Genomic DNA, 20,054 nt, shown 5'->3' on the forward strand with positions numbered 1-20,054 from the left:
GATGATAATTAGGAGGCACGAGAATGAAACGAAAATGGGGAATGGGAATATCCATCTTTTTGGCAGGCTCTCTTTTACTGACTGGATGTAGCGGGAAACCAGCTGCAAGTGGTGATACGAGCACAAGTCCAAATCCAAATCAAAATGCAAACACAAGCAAGTCAAATGGAACACTCAATATTTCTTTGGATGCGGACCCGCCTAAATTGGATCCGACTATTTCCAGCGCATTGGTAGAGAGAATCGTTCTGCAAAGTATTTTTGACCCGTTAGTAGAGATTGATTCGAATGGAAATGTCGTCCCTATGCTGGTAGAAAAGTGGGAGATAAGTGATGACAACAAGACCTACACGTTTCACCTTCGCCAGGGCGTGAAGTTTCATGACGGAACAGACTTCAATGCAGAGGCTGTCAAGTTTAACCTGGAACGCAACATGGAAAAGGGATCTCTACGCAAGGGAGACCTCGCTGAGGTCAGTCAAGTCACAGTTGTTGATCCAAATACCGTTAAATTGGAAATGTCAAATCCATTCGCTCCCATTCTGGCTAACCTGGCAGGACGGGCGGGCATGATTGTATCTCCGGCGGCGGTAAAGAAATACGGAGAGGAATTTCTCAACAATCCGGTAGGAACGGGGCCTTTTGTATTCAAGGAACGCAGTAAAGGCACCTCGGTTACGTTGGAAAAAAACCCGAATTACTGGCAGAAAGGGCTTCCGAAATTAGACAAGGTTGTCTACAAGGTGATTAACGATACGAACGTTGCCCTGATGAATCTAAAAAGCGGTCAGGTCGATCTTACAAACAAATTTCCGTATAAAGAGCTCGAAAATGTAAAGAACGACTCAAATGTCGGAGCGATTAACGAACCGGGCTATGCCTATCGAGGTATGTATCTGAATACGAAAAAGCCTCCATTTGATAAGAAAGAGCTGCGCCAAGCGGTAGACCTGCTAATTGATCGAGAGGCAATCACGAAAGTTGTGTTAAACGGAGCGGGTGCTCCTGCGCATTCACCGTTTGCTCCGGCACATTTTGCTTACGGCGACAGTGACAAAGCGGCAAAACCTGATCTGGAAAAAGTGAAAGAGCTCTTGAAAAAGGCAGGAGTGCCCGATGGATTTAGCTTCACCCTAAAGACTGATCCGACTCCTGTGTACCAACAGGTTGGACAGATGATTCAAAACATGCTGAAACCGGCTGGTATCCAGGTAAATCTCGAAAAAGTAGAATTCGGAACCCTGCTTGATCAGTCTACAAAAGGAAATTTTGACGCATCTGTACTGGGCTGGAGCGGCAGCCCTGATCCGGATCAACAGGCATACGATGCTTTTGTCACGAATGGACCGCGGAACTTCTCACAATACAGCAATCCGGAAGTGGACAAATTGTTGGCCGAGGCTCGAACAGAAGCCGATCAGGCAAAGCGAAAAGAATTGTACGACAAATTCATGGCAATCATTAACGACGAAATTCCGTACGTCTACTTCTATCATGAGAACATCGTCCTTGGCATTTCCAAGTCAGTCGAAGGATTCCAATTTGTTCCGGACGGTGTCATTCGTACTGTCAATTTGAGCAAGAAATAAGCGAAATCTCCCTGAGATAGACAAATCCAAAACGCGAGGTGAGTGGTATGATGCTGCAAAAATGGTTTGCCAGACTCCAAGAGGTTTATCCAGAGATGGTGAAACTGCGCAGGGATCTTCATATGTATCCTGAGCTTTCCTTCCAAGAAGTGAACACTCCCCAAAAAATTGCCGATTTTCTAACCGAAATGGGGCTGGAAGTAAGAACAGGAGTTGGCGGAAATGGAGTGGTTGGAATTTTAAGGGGAGAAAAGCCGGGCAAAACAGTCGCATTGCGCGCTGACTTTGATGCTCTTCCCATCCAGGATGAAAAAGACGTCCCGTACAAGTCCCGTATCCCCGGCGTCATGCACGCTTGTGGCCATGACATCCATACAGCAGCCTTACTTGGAGTAGCCAAAGTATTAAGCGAAGCGAAGGAATATATAGAGGGAAACGTCGTTTTTATTCATCAGTTTGCTGAAGAAGTGCTCCCCGGTGGTGCCAAACAGATGATTGAAGACGGGTGTCTGGATGGCGTAGACGTGATTTATGGAGCCCATGTGTCGTCTGATCATCCGGTAGGCACTATCGGTGTTAAAGAAGGGTATATCATGGCGGCTGCGGACTCGTTTGAGATTGAGATTTCTGGAAAAGGCGGGCATGGGGCATATCCGCATAAAAGTGTGGATTCTCTCGTAGTGGGATGTCAACTGGTTCTGAATTTACAGCAAATCGTGAGCCGGCGTGTCGATCCGCTCAAGTCAGCCGTGGTTACGGTAGGAACTATTCAAGGGGGACAAGCTTTTAATGTAATACCCCAATCCATAAAAATTGCAGGAACGGTCCGTACCTTCGATGCAGATGTTCGCGATTTAATTGAAGAGTCGATCGGACAATTGACACAATCTACCTGCGAAGGCGCTGGAGCTACTGCAAAGTATGAATACCGCAGAGGGTATCCTGCGCTATGGAACCATCCTGAGGAAACAAAAAGAGTGGAAGATTTGGCAAGGATAATCGTCGGGGAAGAAAAGGTAAAACACTTGGACCCCCGTATGGGAGGCGAGGATTTCGCCTATTATCTGCAGAAAGTGCCGGGAACCTTTTTCTTTGCAGGAGGAGGCAATCCGGAGATTGGAGCATCATACCCCCATCACCACCCGAATTTTGATGTGGATGAGAGGTCTATGCACTCTATTGGTCAGCTATTCATATCCGCTGCTTTGAATTATCTCTCAGATGGCGCCATCAAGCCAAAGCCGATTGAAGAAAAAGCAAGGACGTAGATTTCCAAAAACAGCCCCCTGCCTACCTGATTATTGTAGGGCAGGGGGCTGTTCGCTCCGTAACGATTCGCAGGGGAGCGTAAAAGCGGTAGCCGCTCCGCCTGGAAACATGCTTCTCCTTCGTGTATGGTGGGAGAGCAGTTTCTAAATAAGAGCAACTCGCAAGGTAGCATTACATCACGTTGGTCGAAAGACTCCTTAGGAAGAACCCAAAAGAAAGCGAAGATCTTTGGGACCCTACCTAGGCGGAATGGAAAAAACGAAACACGCTCTTAGCGTCCACCTCTGAGAAACCGCTTGAATCGGCTACTTTGGACGCGGTTTCGTTTTTTCCATGCAGCCGTACAGGGATGACCCCCAAGCAGGGGGCCCAAGAAGCTGGAGCGTTTTCTCCGGTTTCCTCTCCTCCACTACAGCCCGATCCTCCCGCGTTTTTCCTACAGATTTTTATTCAACTCTTTCAGTTCATGGCTCGTCAGGTTGCGCCACTGCCCGACTTTCAAATTCCCCAGGGTAATATTCATGATCCGCACGCGCTGGAGCTGCCTGACCTGATACCCAAACGCTTGGCACATACGCCTGATTTGACGATTGAGACCTTGCGTCAAAATGATCGTAAAGACACGATCGCTGATTTTCGTCACTTTGCATTGCTTGGTGACCGTTCCGAGAATCCTCACGCCATTTGCCATTCCGTGCAAAAAGTTGGCCGTGATCGGCTTGTCCACCGTAACGATGTATTCTTTCTCGTGATTGTTTTCCGCCCGTAAAATTTTGTTCACGATATCTCCGTCATTCGTAAGCAAAATCAAGCCCTGAGAATCCTTGTCCAAGCGCCCAATTGGAAATATTCGTTCCGGGTGGTTCACAAAGTCGACGATATTCCCTTTGACATGCAATTCGGTCGTGCAGGTGATTCCCACGGGCTTGTTCAAAACGATGTAGACATCTTTCTTTTTGGTACCGAGTGGGTTCCCGTCAATACGCACGTCATCGCCCGGCTGAACCGTACTTCCCAGCTCAGCTGTCTTTCCATTGATCGTTACGCGCTTGGCGTCGATTAATTTGTCCGCTTCTCTTCGGGAACAAATACCGGTTTCGCTAATAAATTTGTTGATTCGCATTGGGGGTTCCTTTCATTATCGTTATTGCTGCTGTTTTTCTAGTAGTTTTTTGCGCCATGGCAAGGCGAGCTCTTCTACCTCAAGCATCCGTTCCAGTGTCTTCGGATCAGGAGATTTGTCATGAAAGTACAGATGATGGATGGAGGAGACCGTTATTTGTTTCGGATGAGCTGATAGCTGTGTAATGGCGGAATCTGCGAAGATGGTTCCTTCCTGCAGGACGCGAAAAAAATAGCCGGTATAGCCCATCTCGACAACAGCCTTGAGCAGTAAATTATTGTTGTTTCGTTTGTTAATCGTCGCACAGGGATAACGGCCTTGGCTTACTTGGAGGATCGTCTCCCCGATTTGATAAATGTCCCCAATGCACACCTGATCTTCTTTCATATCAAGGAGGGTCAAATTTTCACCAAACGCCGCTTTTGCCAGTGGCTGGCCAAATTTCTGTTCCCAATGGGCATAATGTTCAAAAGGATACGCACAGATCACCCGATCCGGGCCGCCGTGGTATGCCGGATTTGCTACGTCGTCCTCATCAATTTTGATGGAGCGGACAACGAGGCGCTCTGTTTGATCTTTCCAGATTCCGGATACGAATTCTTTCCCGTTATATAATTTATTTTGAGGCAATCCCTTGCTCACATAAACAATTTTTCTGTCCAGCATTTTATCCACTCCCAGTATGCGCGCTTCATTCCAATCTACAACATACTATAGCATATCCCTGAGGAGCCGATACAGACAATGGGACAGAAACGAGCGGTTCTGGTATGATGATGGAAAGGAAGACACAGGAGGCTTATGTGAGATGCAATCATCAGGTGTGGTTTTACACACAGATAAATATCAAATTAATATGATGTACGCTCATTGGGTAAACGGGACGCACAACCGCAAAGTGGTGTTTGAAGCTTACTTCCGCAAGCTCCCCTTTGGCAATGGGTATGCCGTCTCAGCAGGTTTGGAGCGGATCATCGCTTATATCAAAAACCTACGTTTTGAAGAGAGTGATCTGGAATATTTGAGGGAGCAGGAGGAGCAATATGATCCCGGCTTCTTGGAAGAGCTGCGTACGCTGCGCTTTACAGGATCTCTCTATTCGGTAAAGGAAGGTACCCTGGTCTTCCCGAATGAGCCGTTGATCCGCGTGGAGGGTCGAGTCATGGAGGCCCAGCTGGTTGAGACAGCGCTGCTCAACTACATGAACTATCAAACACTGATTGCGACAAAAGCTTCTCGCATTAAGAATGTTGCGGGAAATGACATATTGATGGAATTTGGAACGAGACGCGCGCAGGAAGCAGACGCAGCTCTGTGGGGAACGCGTGCCGCTTATTTGGCTGGATTTGACGCTACGTCCAACATGCTGGCAGGGAAAATGTTTGGGATTCCCACCAAAGGTACACATGCACACTCTTGGGTGCAGAGCTTTGAGAGTGAGGAAGAAGCGTTTGAGCGTTTTGCCGAAGCATTGCCAGGCCAGGTAACGCTTTTGGTGGACACGTATGATACGCTGAAAAGCGGTGTTCCCCATGCGATTGCTGTGGGCAAGCGACTCGAAGAACACGGTATTTCACTCTCCGCGGTACGCCTAGATAGCGGTGATCTCGCTTATTTGTCCAGTAAAACGCGTGAGATGTTGGACAATGCTGGCTTTTCTGAGGTGAAGATCGTCGCTTCCAATGATCTGGATGAACATACGATTATGAACCTCAAGGTGCAGGGTGCACGGGTAGATAGCTGGGGTGTGGGAACACAGCTGATTACGGCAGCGGATCAGCCTACGCTGGGCGGTGTCTACAAGCTGGTGGCGCGGGAAGGCGAGGATGGAGCTTACCAGCCAACCATCAAGATCTCAGCCAATCCAGAAAAAGTGACGACACCTGGAATCAAGGATATGTACCGGTTGATCGACCCTAAAACGGGCAAAGCGATCGCCGATTATCTCTGCTTCCCTGAAGAACAGCAGGTGACAGAAGGCGAGCCTATTCATTTGATAAATCCAAGCCATCCTTATTTAAATAAACAGCTGGAAGCGTACAAAGCTGAAGCATTGCTGATCCCTGTATTCGTGGATGGAGAGCAAGTGTATGATCTGCCAACGCTCGAGCAGATTCGCGACTATCACAAAGAACAACTGAAGCTGTTCTGGCCAGAATACTTGCGCATGCTCAATCCTGAGCACTATCGTTTATATGTGAGTGAAGATGTTTGGGAAACAAAAGCGAAATTGATGAAAGAGTATATGAAGAAGTAAGGCATTATGCTTCACCCGGTGTGTCCTCGCGATGCGCCGGGTGTTTTTGTTTTTTTATTGAATTACAAATAAAGTAAATAATGGTAAGGTAATGAGTATATGGAAAGGTGGTACATGGAGGATTCTCTCAGGCCTTCATTTTATAAAAGAGGGGCAAGGACAAATGAGCATTTTTCGAAAGAGCGTGAACGCTGTTCTTATCGGAATCGGGATTCTTTACATGGTCATGGAGCAAACCGTCCCAAGCGGCCGAGAGTACCAGGAGTGGCTGATTTCTGAGCAAAGAATTAATTGCGACGCACGAGACTGCATTCATTCAACGTTAGATCCTATGGGAAGTAGCACCAGGACGTTGCCATTTCTTATGATTGCGAAAACCGAAATTTATGATGACACCGATAACTCCATAAAAGTGTTAGGAGTATTCAAGACGTTCATCATTTTGAAAAATCAATTAAAACGAGACCATCATTTCAAAAAACATAAGGTGTATGAAGAATCCGCATAAACGTAAGGAGGAATGACAATGCTCGTCAACTGGTCCAAATTCGTCTGGAAAGCAATTTGGTTCGTTGGTCTCGTAGTCCTCGCATATTTGGCTTTCGACTGTGGGTACATGATCAAGGAGCATGTTGCCTCGACCTATGATTCTACGCCATTTGTATGGTTTTCTGCAGGTTCAGCGTTCCTGTTTGGAATGTATCTATCTTTGCTCTTCGTAAAAAGGTGGTCGTTTCAAGTGAATCTCCCGTTACTTTTGTGCGTATGTATTCCTTGTCTGCTGCTCACTGCTTATTACCCGATTGTCTATACTTTCGATCTTTCGTTTCCCTTTGACATACTCATTGCCCCTTGGTTGTGGAAAGTAATCGATAACGATATCGTTTCGATTGTAGCTGGATTCACATTGCTAATGGGGTTATTCGGTGCTACAGAAGGTACCACGCAGAAGTAGCTAACGCCCACATACCAATAAAGGAGTTACATACATGCCATCCGTTCGAGCCGTTATCACAAGCCCTTTTCATAACCAACTCAAATGGTTGCCACCAGCCGAATACAAGGAAACCGTGTACCTTTCCAAGGATTCGAGTGAACAGGACGCTATTCTCTTTTTGAACTTGCTGTGTGGATACAACCATATTAACGTAGACGATAAAGAACCATCTGAGATCGTTCAGGAGCTTCTCCTCTTAGATGAAGCGATCCTGAGCGGTGGCCTCGCCTTTACTGATAAAGACAAAGAAATTTTGCCCAGCTGTTGCTGCGGCTTGGAGGGGTGGAGGGAAGTATACGAAGACATAGTAGCCAAGTCTAATCCGTGGCTGGGCCATGATCCCTCCCCCACGATTGAGTATGGCGAGGAGTGGGTTCGTGTCTGGTCTGACGATCCCTTTGACACAGAGAAAAAAGATCTTTCCAATCAACAAAGAGACAAGCTGTTCTATGTGGAATTTAGGTATAATGAATTGATTAATAAAGTGCAGAGTATGGAATTAGATCTATTGGATTTTTATACGCACGCCTTTGACAAGCTTTTCCCTATGATCGACCTAGAGACAAAGAAACAGCTTTTTTCCAAATATTGCGAGTGGTTCCATCTGAGGAAAGCAGCTAGATTCAGACTCATCAGGTTTTTCAAAAATTGAATTCATTTCCTAGCAGGAAGGTAAGTATTTTTGTCGAATTTGTCGGATTATTGTTTTTCTGCCTGTTTTACAAAGGATGGAAAGGGGGATACTCATGCCAATCAAATTGCCCGACGAGTTGCCAGCAACGGAAATACTAGCCCAGGAGAATATCTTCGTCATGAAGGATAGCAGAGCCTTCACACAAGATATTCGGCCGTTGCGCATCGTCATACTCAACCTGATGCCAGTGAAAGAAACGACGGAAACACAGCTGCTTCGCCTCCTGGGGAATACGCCCCTGCAGGTGGAAATCGTGCTGTTGCATATGTCTAGCCATACGTCCAAGAATACGTCAGAAGAGCACTTATCCATGTTTTATAAGACGTTTGATGAAATCAAGGATCAAAGGTTCGACGGCATGATTATCACAGGCGCGCCTGTGGAGCAACTCGATTTCATAGAAGTCACGTATTGGCCGGAGCTAAAGGAAATACTCGATTGGAAAATGCAAAATGTGACCTCCACGCTGCATATCTGTTGGGGCGCACAGGCCGGTCTCTACCATCACTTCGGGGTTCCCAAGCATCCACTGCCGGAAAAAATGTTCGGGATCTTCCCGCATACGATTAACAGGCAAAATGTAAAGCTGCTGCGCGGTTTCGACAATTACTTCTACATCCCTCATTCCCGTCACACGGAAAACCGCCGGGAAGACATCGAAAAGGTGCCTGAGCTGGAGATTTTGTCTGAGTCGGACGAGGCGGGGGTTTACCTTGTAGCTACACGGGATGGACGCCAAATTTTTGTGACAGGACATTCGGAGTACGATCCGACGACGTTGCAGGATGAATATCAAAGAGATGTGAACAAGGGGCTGGACATTGCTGTTCCTCGGAATTACTATCCAAAGGACGACCCAACCCGTCAGCCAATCGTCACATGGCGTGCCCATGCCAATCTGATGTTCTCCAACTGGCTGAACTATTACGTTTACCAAGAGACACCGTACGATTTAAACAACAACAATAGGTAACGTCAAGGTAGCAACCATCCGAGAGAATCGGGTGGTTGTTTTGTTTGCCGTTGACGAACGATAGACTGACAGGTAGTGTGAGGATTATATAGATAAGGATGCTCACAGCAGGAAAGACAAATGTAAGAGGGGTTATTTTTTATGAAGAAAATTGTGAAGCAGGATCAGGATGTAATCAAGCAACATAACAAGCTGATGATTTTAGATATTATTAAAAAACAGCGGCCTATTTCTCGCGCCGAAATTACGAAAATAACAAGAATGAGTGCTACTTCCATCGGCAGGTTTGTCAGTGAATTATGCGAGGAAGGAGTCATTCGCGAAACGGATCTTACCTCTTCGGGTGTAGGCAGGAAGGCCATCATGCTGGATATAGAGCCGGGTGCAATCTATACGATTGGTGTGGACATCGAAAAGAAGCGGATCAATTTTGGCATTATGGATTTTAGTGAAACAGTGACAGTACACCACCGGGTCGACCATCAGGCCCAAAAGTCTACTCCAGGGGAGACGGCAGACCTGATTTGTCGGGAAATTCGCGGGATGATCGAGGGACAAGGTATTCCATATGAAAAAGTGATTGGGGTAGGGATTGGAGTACCGGGTGTCATCAATTATGAGCAGGGCATTGTCCAGCTTTCTACCACACTAGGGTGGAAGGACGTAGAGTTTGCAAGCCTGGTTGAAAAAGAGCTGCAGATCAAAACCGTGATGGATAACGACCTCAAGGTAAAAATCCTCTCGGAGTACTTGTATGGATCTGCCAAAGGCTCGAACAAGACAGCCCTGATCGGGATTGGTACAGGGATCGGGTCTGCGCTCATCATCAACGGAGAGGTTTTTCGTGGGGGGTCCAATAGTGCCGGAGAGCTTGGACATACTACACTCGATCCAAACGGCAACCTCTGTGAATGCGGTAAGCGAGGCTGTCTGCAAACGTATGTTGACGAGAATTCGCTGATCTTGGAAGCACGCCGTGTGAGCGATGTTTCGGACGTGCGTGAGGTTTTCGCAGCAGCGAGAAACAACGAGCGCTGGGCAAAGGAGATCGTCTCCCGTACTGCACTGTACATCGGGATTACGATTAACAACATCGCCTGCATGTACAATCCGGATACGGTCATTTTGAGCGGTGATCTGGTGGAGAATTACAGAGAGATCGTTGACCTCGTAGAAGAGCATAGCGAGCAAGTGATCTGGGAACCTTTCAAAGGCAAATTCAAGGTCATTCCATCAGAGCTGAGGGGAGATGCGATTGTCATGGGAGCTGGTGCTTTGGCGATGCAGCATTTCGCCCCACTCTCGGGGAGCTGGGCAGGAGAATAAGCAACGGGGGCATTCGTAATGGATATCCGGCAACTACACTATTTTGTCGAAGTGGCGAAGCAAAAAAGCTTTACGAAGGCTGCTCACACGCTGCACGTCTCGCAGCCTTCCATCAGCAAAATGATGAAGGCGCTGGAAGAGGAATTGGGTGTGATTTTGCTGGACCGCACAGAGAGAAAAATGGACCTGACGGATGCGGGTGAGCTGGTTTTCGAGCATGCGACAAAGGTGCTGCAGTTGATGGACAGCATGTCATCTTCTATAGCTGAAATGAGAAACGTACAGCGTGGACGTGTCAAAATGGGCATGATGCCTACCGTCGGGTCATTTTTACTGCCTAATGCTATTGCTTTATTCAAAAAGCAGTACCCGGGCATTGATATCGAAATGAAGGAGTACAGCGCCAAGCCACTGGAAATCCAGGTGGAGCAGGGGAAAATAGATGTAGGGCTGACTGTTCTGCCGGTGGATACAACCAAGTTCACAGCGGTGCCGCTGGTGGCAGAAGATTTAGTCGCCATTGTCTACCAGGAGCATTGGCTGGCAGGACAAGAAGAAGTGAGGCTGGACGCCCTTCGGGATGAAGCGTTCATTTTGTTTACAGAGGAATATGCGATTCACGATGTGGTCAAGCAGGCTTGTATGCGCTCCGGGTTTGAGCCGCGCGTAGCGTATATGAGCTCCCTGTGGGATTTTGTCGGGGAGATGGTGGCAACCGAGCTGGGGATTTCCCTCGTACCCCGGTCAATTGTGCGCCGTTTGAACAACGGTAATTTGCGTACGGTCAACATCTCGTTTCCTGTTATCGACTGGCAGTATGCATTGATCTATCGTAAAGAGGGATACCTTTCCCATGCGGCGAGGGCCTTTATTGCTTTTGTTGAAAAACAGCTCTCTCCATAACTGATTGGAATAGAGTTTATAATAATTATGTATTTTACGAATAGAAACGAGACCGATTAGAATGAAGGTACCATCTAGAAGGAACCGGAGTGGTCTCGATGAAAAAATGGCTGCATGCTCTCTTGCAGATAGGTTTGTTGCTAGGATTTACATGGCTGGGAAAAGGAACGGCCTATGCTTTGCATCTTCCTGTCCCGGGAAGCTTGATTGGACTTTGCTTACTTTTCTTATGCCTGCATATGGGCTGGGTGCGTTTGCAATGGGTTGAAGCCGGAGCGACACTGCTGTTTTCCCAAATGATTTTGTTCTTCGTGCCGTCTTTGGTTGGCATCATGCAATATCCGTGGTTGTTCGGGATCAAAGGCGTACTGGTTCTCATCGTCGTCGTGAGCGGCTCTGCCTTGGTGATGGTTTCAACAGGCGTTGTTGCTGAGCGGCTGTTCAAATGGAAGCATAGAGAGGTGGGGCAGCGTGATCCTGTGGAAAACGTGTAGCTTTCTTTTGACGATCCTCTTTTTCTATGCGGCAAGACGTGTGAATAAAAAGAAGCCGGGAATGCTATTATCTCCAGCTATTTTGGCACCACTGGGATTAATCATCCTGCTTTTACTCACAGACATTCCGTATCAGGCGTACAGCGAGGGAACCTCTGTCATCAGTGAAATGATGGGAGTCGTTACCGTTGCTTTCGCAGTACCCTTGTACCGCAATTGGTCGGTTTTGATGACGCATCGGCGAATGATCCTGCTCAGTCTCATGACAGGCTCATTGATTGCGATTGTTGCTGGTGTCTCTACGACGATGCTCCTCGGATTGGGAAAAGAGGCGGCGATCAGTGTAATTCCTCGTTCGATTACATTGCCTGTCGCAGTAAGCCTGTCTGAGACGATTGGCGGAATGCCGACGATGACTGCTGTGTTCGGCATGCTGACCAGTTTTGCTGGCGTCTTTCTGGCTCCCGCTATTATCAAGCGAATGAGGCTGCGCCATCCTGTTTCGATCGGATTGATGTACGGAATGGGTGCCCATGCTTTGGGAATGGTAAAGTCATTTGAACGGGGAGAGCTTGAAGGAAGCAGCTCTACGCTTGCCGTTATTGCTGGGGCAATCATTACGGTTGTCTGGGCTTTTATGCTGATGCCAGTGATTATGACTTGGATGGCTGTGTAGGGAAGGGGCTTCTTGCAAGCTCCTTTTTGGTTTATAAAATAAGTTTGAGGAGTCTAGAAATCTAGAACTCTTATCTAGCTTACCTAAGTGGTTTTCTTTTGTTGGTTGAAATGCTCGTTGAAGAATCAAGGCTGGTGAGAGGAAACCGGAGAAAAAAGCGAAGGTCTTTGGAGCACCAACCCAGGCGCAATGGAAAAAGGGAAACAGCTCTTAGCGTCCACCTCTGAGCAACTCCCGGAATCGGCTACTTTGGACGCGGTTTCCCTTTTGGAATGGAGCCGGGCAGGGATGTCCTCCATGCAGGTGTCCAAGAACCTGGAGCGTTTTCTCCGGTTTCCTCCCCTCCACTACAGCAGGGACATTTTTCATTTTTACAGGCGTTTAGGGTATGCAACTGACGAGCTGATTTTTATGGAAAAATGGATTACGACCGCCCAATCCGCCAAGAAAGGTGTATGATAGAGAACGGATTACACGACTTACATCTTGGCAGGAGGCATCATGAAACCCCTCTATATGGTTCTATTGCTATGTACCAGCTTCCTCTGGGGAGGAAACTTCGTTGTTGGTAAATTTCTCGTCGGGCACGCTTCGTCCTTGACGCTAACCAATTTGCGTTGGCTCATCGCCATTGCCTGCTTGTTGCCAGTAGTCTGGATCTACGAAAAACGGATCCTGCCTACCAGACAAGCGGTCATTCCCTTGATTGTAATGGGGGTAACGGGTGTAGCCTTGTTCAATCTATTCATGTTTTGGGCACTGGAGCGAACGGATGCGACGAATGTCGGGCTGTTATCAACGTTAAACCCCGTTTCGATTGCCATCTTTTCCTTTTTGCTGATCGGTGAAAAAATTCGGCCGCTGCAGATTCTGGCCATGCTCATTTCCTTCGGGGGCGTACTAGTCGTACTGAGCAAGGGAGATTTTGGGCACTTGTCGCAGTTGCATTTTAATACAGGGGATCTCTGGATGCTCGCGGCTGTCGCGATGTGGGGAATCTACTCCGTATGCGGGCGCTGGGCGATGAAGACCGTCTCTCCATTAATGTCTACTATCTACTCTGGGATTTTCGGGGTGGCCCTCATGCTGCCCTTTAATGCAGGGACGTTTACGGTCACTGATACGAATTGGTCGTTTTGGCTGTCACTGATTTATGTGGGTGTGCTGGCGACGGTCGTAAGCATGGTGTTGTGGAACATCGGCGTGCAAAAAGTGGGCGCTACCTCGGCAGGCATGTTTCTTAACTTCAATCCTGTCTTTACGGCCATCCTTGCATTCCTTTTGCTTGGCGAGCGGATGAGTTTGATCCAATTGCTCGGGAGTGTCATTGTCATCATCGGCTGTTATTTATTTTCACGTCTCAAATCCGTACCTTTGAAAACCACGCCTGCATTAAATCAAGTCGAAAGCTAACAACGAGTCCTCCGTTCCCATAATGGGCGGGGGATTATTTCGTTATGCCTGGGCTCCCGTCCAAAGAGAATGCCTCACACATGGACATGGGCATGCGCATACACATAACAGGGATGGCGTGCGCAAAGGAGGTTGCCCATGATTTGGATAGCCGGAAGTCAGATCAACCCTGCTGTCTTGGTGTCGGAGTGGGGATTGAATGCCGTGCAGCGTGAAGTGGTGAGAAAAATGGCGGAAAGTCCAGAGGTATTTGAATATCCTTCAGCGGACCTGCTCCGATTTGAATTGAAGATGAGGGACCATCTGGTGCGTTCGGCTCTTGCCTTGAACGAAAGCGGATTGGCCTTTTCCACGTTCGAAAATGCGCGAAGCAATGCGGCGTATTGGAATCGCACGGAGCTGGGCGGATTTCGTTTGCGGCAGGGAATTTTGCCCTCGCAGGGGATCATCAATATATTTCAAGAGGGCAGAAAATACGCGACAGAGTGTGCCACGGCGATGGTCATTATTTTATACCACGCTGTTCTTCGGTCAATTCGTCCAGCCGATTTTGAGCAGTTGTTTGCAGATATCCTTTTGTACGACTGGCGTTATGACCAAGATCTTGACCTGCGTACAACGAGAACCAATACGTTTTTACCCGGAGACATTTTGTATTTTGCCAATCCGGATTACAACCCCGCCACGCCTGAGTGGCAAGGGGAAAATGTGGTTGATCTCGGCAGAGGGCTGTACTATGGACACGGGGCAGGCATTCGGACAGCAGAATCGCTCATAGATTTTTTAAATGAAGAACGAAGGGTGGGGGCTATACGCTCAGCCTATTTGGTACATCAAGCGACACGCCCGGGCTTTGCTAATTTATTCCCCTACGATAACAGCCAACAGGGCCTGCGGTTTCAAGACCAGGCACAAAATGAAGACAGTCAGATTACCGCTCAGATCGGCGCCCTTTTGTGGGAATGGTGACAACCATATGAGCGAAGAGGAAAGCCTCAAGCCGTATGCATGGCGAGAGGCTTTTTGTGTGAACAGCTACCCTTGCGACTGTTCAGAAAAGCGGGAAAGGGAAAACATGGAGAGGTCGTGGACTGTGGTTTCGTTCAAGAGCAGTTGGCTGGTCGCTTCACCTACTGCACTAGCAAATTTAAAGCCGTGTCCGGAGAAGCCAGCCGCAATGATTATCTGCGGACAATCAGGATGACGGTCGATGACGAAATGCTCATCCGGTGTCATCGTGTACATGCAGACCCTACCGTCGCGGAGAGGACCTGCTGCTTGCGGCATGTAGGTCTCCAAAAACGATCGGACATCCCCTTCATCGGATAAAAAGGTGCCGAATGTACGATCCAGCTGATCGGGATGGATGGTCTGTCCGCCGTCGTGGCGGCCAATTTTAACTCCTGTCCGGTCAAAGCTGGGAAATCCGTAAAACGAGGAATCGTCCAAATCGAATATGAACGCAGGGAAGCGTTCAGAGCTGTACAAGCTCTCGTCAGCCCCGAACCACGCAACTGTTTTTCGGGTAGGGACAAGCGGCACGGACAAGCCGAGTGAAGCAAGTAATGAAGGATTCCAGGCACCTGCAGAAAGCAGAACTTTTTGAGCACGGTAGTTTTCACTGTTGGTCTGGACGATGACCTCGTCACCCTCGGTTAATAAGCCTGTTACCCTTGTGCCGGTAAGCAGCTTTGCACCAGAGGCGATTGCCAGATCACGGTACGCCTTTATGCACTTCTCCGGAAAAAGGACACCGGAAGCAGGTTCCAGACAAGCGGAGAAATCGTCAGGTAGCTGGATCCCGCTCCAGCGAGTGCTCACCTCTTTGGGACTGAGTACTTCGAGCGGCAGGGAGTAGCGCTCTGCACTCTCTCTCACCTCTTGCAAAAATTGGCAATCGCTTTGGCCTGCAGTCAGTACACCAGTCTGGGCAAAAAGGGCAGCTCCCGACGCATTTTCTAATTGTCGCCACAGCTCTTGCGCTCGCAAGGCAAGCGGGACATATTGCTTGCCTTCTCCATACGCATGCCGAATAATTCGTGTATCCCCGTGGTGGCTGCCCATTGTGTGCGGCGGGTCATGGGCGTCGATTAAGAGGGTGTTAACACCCTGTTTCGCCAAATAATAGCCGGCTGACATACCCATCGAACCCGCGCCGACAATAATTACGTCAAAATGCTGCATAACCAATCCTCCCCATGTTCTCGGCTGTGTCGATTGAATTCGCTCTTCTGTGAGTTTTCTCTATTATCTAACAGGCACAATCAAAAATCGAGAATTCATTTTCATGTACCGATAGACATTGTGGATAAGAAAATGTTCCTCTGCCACGGTGTTGTCCAGAATGGCTGAAGACTTACAGCATATGATTGGACGCTTTAAAGTGTAAGGTATCGTATTCATACTTCGAGCGGGATGGAAATAAGCTTCAGCTAGAATGAAAACACGAAAGAATTCATTCTAGCTAAAGGAGGCATCTTTCATGAAGAGCCATATTTCCATCCGACCCAAAATATTATATTACGGTACTCCTGTCGTCCTTTTGACCACAGAAAACCAAGATGGCACTACAAATATAAGTCCGATCTCTTCCTCCTGGGCACTGGGGAATTACGTGATTCTGGGGCTCGGACTCGGATCACAGGGATTGGAAAATTTGCAACATCGACCGGAGTGCGTGATTAATCTGGCAGACGCGTCCATGTGGCAACAGGTGGAGGCGCTTGCTCCGCTGACAGGGCGTGACCCCATGCCTCCATATAAAAAAGAGCTCGGATTTCGGCATGAGGCCGACAAGTTCCGTGCGGCAAATTTGACACAGGTCCAGTCCGAGACAGTTCGTCCTGATCGAATCAACGAATGCCCACTTCAACTGGAAGCCATCGTCCATAGCATCCGTATTCCCGACTATGCCGAAATGTTTGCTATCGTTGAGACAGAGGTGAGAGTGGTGCATGCAGATGAACAGATTGTACAGGGAGAGCATCACGTAAATCCGCATGCATGGAATCCGTTGATCTACAATTTCCGCCATTATTACGGTTTGGGAAGCGAGCTGGGCAAGACCTACCGCTCCGAAACATAAAACGCCAGTCGCATGGCGTTTTCGTGTTTTCATTACCTTCCGATTAGGCTTAGTGGTATCATTTTGAAAGAGCGTAATCAAGACGTGGAGGTACCGAAATGGAACAACTTTTGATGGGAAGCATTCTATCCGCTATGGCCACAGGTGCGGGTGCTCTGCCCATACTCTTTTTCAAAACGGTTACGCATCGGTGGCGCGATATTTTATTAGCTTTTACGGCGGGAATCATGGTGGCTGCATCTACTTTCAGCTTGATTCCGCAGGCGATGAATAATGCGCCTTTTCTGATCGTCTGCCTCGGGGTTATTACCGGAACCTTGATGCTAACCATTTTGGAAAGCCTCATTCCGCACATCGATCTAGAACATACAAGAGTGAATATTTCCATGGATTCGCAAGCCTTGTTAATTATATCGGCGATCACCCTGCACAATATTCCAGAGGGGCTTTCTGTAGGGGTGAGTTATTCGAGTGAGCAGGCGGGGCTGGGTGGCTTGATTGCCTTTGCCATTGGTCTGCAAAACGCGCCAGAAGGATTTTTGGTTGCGCTCTTTCTCATCAATCAGCAGGTGAGCAAATTCAAAGCGTTCTTGCTCGCGACGATGACGGGGTCTGTGGAGATCGTATCTGCAGTCATCGGATATTATCTCACCGGGATTGTAGAAGGGCTGGTTCCATACGGTCTCTCGTTTGCGGCAGGGGCCATGTTGTTTATCGTATACAAAGAACTGATACCGGAGAGCCATGGAGACGGTCATGCGCGTTCGGCTACTTTTTCGTTTATTCTCGGTCTTTTGGTCATGATTGGCATGGTTCAGTTGTTCGGCTAAGCCCGTTTTTCTAAAAGAGTACGGATTTTATGTAACTTCCCCTCACAAAACAAGCCAAAAATACCGAAACCATATATAGATAGATTTCGATTATGGAAGTAGGGAGTGTCACGATGGAAAAGTCTACCTTGATAGGTATCGTACTAGGTATTGTCGCAGTAGTTGTCGGGATGATCTTGAAGCATGCGAGTCCCAGTGCATTACTGAATCCAGCAGCGTTCATGATTATCATAGTGGGTACGGCTGCCGCTGTTTTAAATGCATTTCCTATGTCAGAACTGAAAAAGGTTCCTGCCCTTTTCAAGGTTCTTTTTAAAGAGCAACAACTCCCTGCAAAAAGAGAACTGATTGGTCAGTTTATGAACTGGGCATCAATTGCCCGTCGGGAAGGTCTGCTGGCTCTGGAAAACACTTCCGATGAAATTGAAGACCCGTTCCTCAAAAACGGTATGAAGATGATCATCGACGGCGGAGAGCCAGATTTTGTTCGCGATGTCCTCAATGAAGAGATCTATGCCATTGAAGAACGCCACCAGGCAGGGGCACTCATTTTTAGCCAAGCCGGTAGCTATGCGCCGACTCTCGGGGTATTGGGGGCGGTAGTCGGGCTGATTGCAGCACTTGGCAATCTGAGTGATATTGATGCGCTGGGTATATCTATTGCAGCCGCGTTCGTAGCGACCCTACTCGGGATTTTTACGGGATATGTCCTGTGGCATCCATTCGCTACCAAGCTGAAACGAAAATCCAAACAAGAAATTGAAATTAAGAAAATTATGGTCGAAGGACTTTTATCTATTCAGGCGGGAGTCTCTCCGGCTGCTATCGAGCAAAAGCTGCTTGTGTACATTCCGTTCCGGGAGCGTGCCGAATTGAAGGAAGAGAAGAAGGAGGAAGGAGCGGCGGTAAATGGCTAAGCGACCAAAAAGACATGCTCAGCATGATGAGCATATGGACGAGTCTTGGCTGATTCCATACGCTGACCTACTCACCCTTCTGCTCGCTCTGTTTATCGTGTTATTTGCATCAAGTGAGATGGATGCCAAGAAGTTCGATCAAATGGTTCGCTCCTTTAACATTGCGCTGAACGGTGGTGTTGGCGTTCTGAACCAACCAAGTCCGGTTCCACTAGATCCAAACATGGCACAGCAAACCATACATAAGGGTGGACAGCAAGCGGAAAAAGAGAAGACGGAAGAAGAGAAAAAGCTGGAAGAGGCTGTTCGCAAAGAGACGGAAGATCTGAAAAAACTGCAGACCCAGCTAGAAGGGTACATTCAGCAAAACAAGCTGCAGGACAAGCTCCAGACCAAGCTGACAGAAGAGGGACTTCTGATTACGATCTTGGACAATGCGTTGTTCGATTCGGGTAGCGCCGTTCTGAAGCCGGAGGCGAGGAAGCTCGCAGCGGAGATGGCGGGCATGCTGGTTCCTCATCCGAAAAAAGTAACAGTCACAGGCCATACGGACAACGTGCCGATTCATCGTCCTGAATTTCCTTCCAACTGGGATTTGAGTGCGAAGCGATCCGTCAATTTCCTGAAGGTTTTGCTGGAAAACCAAAGCCTCGATCCGACCAAGTTTAGTGCGACAGGAATGGGCGAGTACCATCCGGTGGCTCCGAATACGTCGACAGAGGGCAGAGCCAAAAATCGGCGGGTAGAGGTAGCAATTTTACGCGATCTGGCCTCTCCTCCGAAAAATAGTATGGATCCATAGAAATAGAAAAGGAAAAGGGATAGCGCTTCTGTGCTATCCCTTTTTTCTTATCCATCCAGCCTGTCGGTCAGCGGCTTTTTGACGAGTTTTATGAATCACTGCTAGTCTGTTTGCTCAATTCTTTCAACTGTCGACTTTTGTTATACTTTCTTTTCAAAAGAAATCCCACCAGCACGATCGGAATCATGATGAGAAATATATAGAGCGAAACGTCATCTACCATACTTTCCGCCATACGCCCGTAAAAATAAAACAGGAACCCGACCACGTAAAATTTGACGGCCCGTCCAATAGCAGCATAGCCAATCAATTTCCATAAAGGGAAGTTCAAGCAGCCTGACAAAATGGTAAACACTTTAAACGGAATAGGTGTGAACGAACCGACGAAAATGGCCGCTTCGCCCTTTTTCTGAAACATCGCTGTTGCCGAATCAATCCACTCTTTTTTGAGAATTTTATAGAGGATCGATTTGCCCAAAAATTTACCAAGGAAATAACCGACTGGGGTACCGAGAAGACACGCGAAATATCCGAAGGTTGCAATCCATAAAGCTGATGAAGGATCAATCATACTCAGTGATACTTGAAGAAAGAAAACCGGAATCGGGAAGATGATTGCGTCTGCGAAGGAATGTATGACAATTCCCCAAATGCCATATTCCATTAAAAAATCCAAAGTGTTCTGAACCATCTATTTCTCCTTTTT

The 20,054-nt window shown here is 47.9% G+C and carries 22 protein-coding genes; 18 read left to right on the forward strand and 4 right to left on the reverse strand.

What is annotated here, in order from left to right; all coding sequences use genetic code 11:
* Window positions 1-23: 23 nt before the first annotated feature.
* Together ACIFQN_RS23830 and ACIFQN_RS23835 are read left to right on the forward strand one after the other, a co-directional pair.
* Window positions 24-1,589: an ABC transporter substrate-binding protein gene (locus ACIFQN_RS23830; RefSeq protein ID WP_429835525.1), complete on the forward strand. Its 1,566-nt coding sequence runs from the start codon at window positions 24-26 to the stop codon at window positions 1,587-1,589.
* A gap of 50 nt (window positions 1,590-1,639) precedes the next feature.
* The gene (locus ACIFQN_RS23835) at window positions 1,640-2,857 is read left to right on the forward strand and encodes a M20 metallopeptidase family protein (protein ID WP_429835626.1); all 1,218 of its coding nucleotides are present in this window, start codon (window positions 1,640-1,642) and stop codon (window positions 2,855-2,857) included.
* 437 nt (window positions 2,858-3,294) lie between these two features.
* Here ACIFQN_RS23835 and rluF read toward each other — a convergent pair whose 3' ends face one another.
* Both rluF and ACIFQN_RS23845 read right to left on the reverse strand, forming a co-directional pair.
* Window positions 3,295-3,981 (reverse strand): 23S rRNA pseudouridine(2604) synthase RluF, encoded by a 687-nt coding sequence (rluF, locus tag ACIFQN_RS23840; RefSeq protein ID WP_429835526.1) that lies wholly within the window; start codon window positions 3,979-3,981, stop codon window positions 3,295-3,297.
* A gap of 21 nt (window positions 3,982-4,002) precedes the next feature.
* Complete coding sequence (locus ACIFQN_RS23845) at window positions 4,003-4,647, reverse strand: MOSC domain-containing protein (RefSeq protein WP_429835527.1); 645 nt, start codon at window positions 4,645-4,647, stop codon at window positions 4,003-4,005.
* A gap of 142 nt (window positions 4,648-4,789) precedes the next feature.
* On the opposite strand from ACIFQN_RS23845, the gene ACIFQN_RS23850 reads away from it, so the two are divergent.
* The 12 genes from ACIFQN_RS23850 (at window position 4,790) to ACIFQN_RS23905 (ending at window position 14,683) form a co-directional block, all read left to right on the forward strand.
* Entirely contained in the window at window positions 4,790-6,238 is a 1,449-nt protein-coding gene (locus ACIFQN_RS23850; protein ID WP_429835528.1) for a nicotinate phosphoribosyltransferase, read from the forward strand.
* 163 nt (window positions 6,239-6,401) lie between these two features.
* The gene (locus tag ACIFQN_RS23855) at window positions 6,402-6,746 is read left to right on the forward strand and encodes a hypothetical protein (RefSeq protein WP_429835529.1); all 345 of its coding nucleotides are present in this window, start codon (window positions 6,402-6,404) and stop codon (window positions 6,744-6,746) included.
* Window positions 6,747-6,764: 18 nt separating this feature from the next.
* A complete protein-coding gene (locus ACIFQN_RS23860) occupies window positions 6,765-7,193 on the forward strand; it encodes a hypothetical protein (RefSeq protein ID WP_429835530.1) in 429 nt (142 codons plus the stop codon).
* 34 nt (window positions 7,194-7,227) lie between these two features.
* Window positions 7,228-7,887: a hypothetical protein gene (locus ACIFQN_RS23865; protein ID WP_429835531.1), complete on the forward strand. Its 660-nt coding sequence runs from the start codon at window positions 7,228-7,230 to the stop codon at window positions 7,885-7,887.
* 94 nt (window positions 7,888-7,981) lie between these two features.
* Entirely contained in the window at window positions 7,982-8,902 is a 921-nt protein-coding gene (metA, locus tag ACIFQN_RS23870; RefSeq protein ID WP_429835532.1) for a homoserine O-acetyltransferase MetA, read from the forward strand.
* Window positions 8,903-9,043: 141 nt separating this feature from the next.
* On the forward strand, window positions 9,044-10,228 hold the full coding sequence (locus ACIFQN_RS23875) for an ROK family protein (protein ID WP_429835533.1): 1,185 nt from the start codon (window positions 9,044-9,046) through the stop codon (window positions 10,226-10,228).
* A gap of 18 nt (window positions 10,229-10,246) precedes the next feature.
* Window positions 10,247-11,131, forward strand: coding sequence for a LysR family transcriptional regulator (locus ACIFQN_RS23880; RefSeq protein ID WP_429835535.1), 885 nt, complete (start codon window positions 10,247-10,249; stop codon window positions 11,129-11,131).
* Window positions 11,132-11,229: 98 nt separating this feature from the next.
* The gene (locus ACIFQN_RS23885) at window positions 11,230-11,625 is read left to right on the forward strand and encodes a CidA/LrgA family protein (RefSeq protein WP_429835536.1); all 396 of its coding nucleotides are present in this window, start codon (window positions 11,230-11,232) and stop codon (window positions 11,623-11,625) included.
* Window positions 11,603-12,301 (forward strand): LrgB family protein, encoded by a 699-nt coding sequence (locus ACIFQN_RS23890; RefSeq protein WP_429835537.1) that lies wholly within the window; start codon window positions 11,603-11,605, stop codon window positions 12,299-12,301. Before ACIFQN_RS23885 ends, ACIFQN_RS23890 begins: the two co-directional genes overlap by 23 nt.
* Window positions 12,302-12,490: 189 nt before the next feature.
* Window positions 12,491-12,760, forward strand: a complete 270-nt coding sequence (locus ACIFQN_RS23895; RefSeq protein WP_429835538.1) for a hypothetical protein — start codon at window positions 12,491-12,493, stop codon at window positions 12,758-12,760.
* 42 nt (window positions 12,761-12,802) lie between these two features.
* The gene (locus ACIFQN_RS23900) at window positions 12,803-13,714 is read left to right on the forward strand and encodes a DMT family transporter (protein ID WP_429835539.1); all 912 of its coding nucleotides are present in this window, start codon (window positions 12,803-12,805) and stop codon (window positions 13,712-13,714) included.
* Between the two features lie 138 nt (window positions 13,715-13,852).
* On the forward strand, window positions 13,853-14,683 hold the full coding sequence (locus ACIFQN_RS23905) for a protein-glutamine gamma-glutamyltransferase (RefSeq protein ID WP_429835540.1): 831 nt from the start codon (window positions 13,853-13,855) through the stop codon (window positions 14,681-14,683).
* A gap of 66 nt (window positions 14,684-14,749) precedes the next feature.
* Here the strand turns inward: ACIFQN_RS23905 and solA are convergent, their stop codons facing one another.
* Entirely contained in the window at window positions 14,750-15,898 is a 1,149-nt protein-coding gene (gene solA, locus ACIFQN_RS23910; protein WP_429835541.1) for an N-methyl-L-tryptophan oxidase, read from the reverse strand.
* 298 nt (window positions 15,899-16,196) lie between these two features.
* Here solA and ACIFQN_RS23915 point away from each other — a divergent pair, with 298 nt between their 5' ends.
* The 4 genes from ACIFQN_RS23915 (at window position 16,197) to motB (ending at window position 19,348) form a co-directional block, all read left to right on the forward strand.
* Window positions 16,197-16,799, forward strand: coding sequence for a flavin reductase family protein (locus ACIFQN_RS23915; RefSeq protein WP_429835542.1), 603 nt, complete (start codon window positions 16,197-16,199; stop codon window positions 16,797-16,799).
* 98 nt (window positions 16,800-16,897) lie between these two features.
* Window positions 16,898-17,629, forward strand: coding sequence for a ZIP family metal transporter (locus ACIFQN_RS23920; protein ID WP_429835543.1), 732 nt, complete (start codon window positions 16,898-16,900; stop codon window positions 17,627-17,629).
* 113 nt (window positions 17,630-17,742) lie between these two features.
* Entirely contained in the window at window positions 17,743-18,546 is an 804-nt protein-coding gene (gene motA / locus ACIFQN_RS23925) for a flagellar motor stator protein MotA (RefSeq protein ID WP_429835544.1), read from the forward strand.
* The gene (gene motB / locus ACIFQN_RS23930) at window positions 18,539-19,348 is read left to right on the forward strand and encodes a flagellar motor protein MotB (RefSeq protein WP_429835545.1); all 810 of its coding nucleotides are present in this window, start codon (window positions 18,539-18,541) and stop codon (window positions 19,346-19,348) included. Before motA ends, motB begins: the two co-directional genes overlap by 8 nt.
* 88 nt (window positions 19,349-19,436) lie before the next feature.
* Here motB and ACIFQN_RS23935 read toward each other — a convergent pair whose 3' ends face one another.
* Window positions 19,437-20,039: a YqaA family protein gene (locus tag ACIFQN_RS23935; RefSeq protein WP_429835546.1), complete on the reverse strand. Its 603-nt coding sequence runs from the start codon at window positions 20,037-20,039 to the stop codon at window positions 19,437-19,439.
* Between the last annotated feature and the right edge of the window lie 15 nt (window positions 20,040-20,054).

It is taken from the genome of Brevibacillus sp. NRS-1366, from assembly GCF_050467985.1.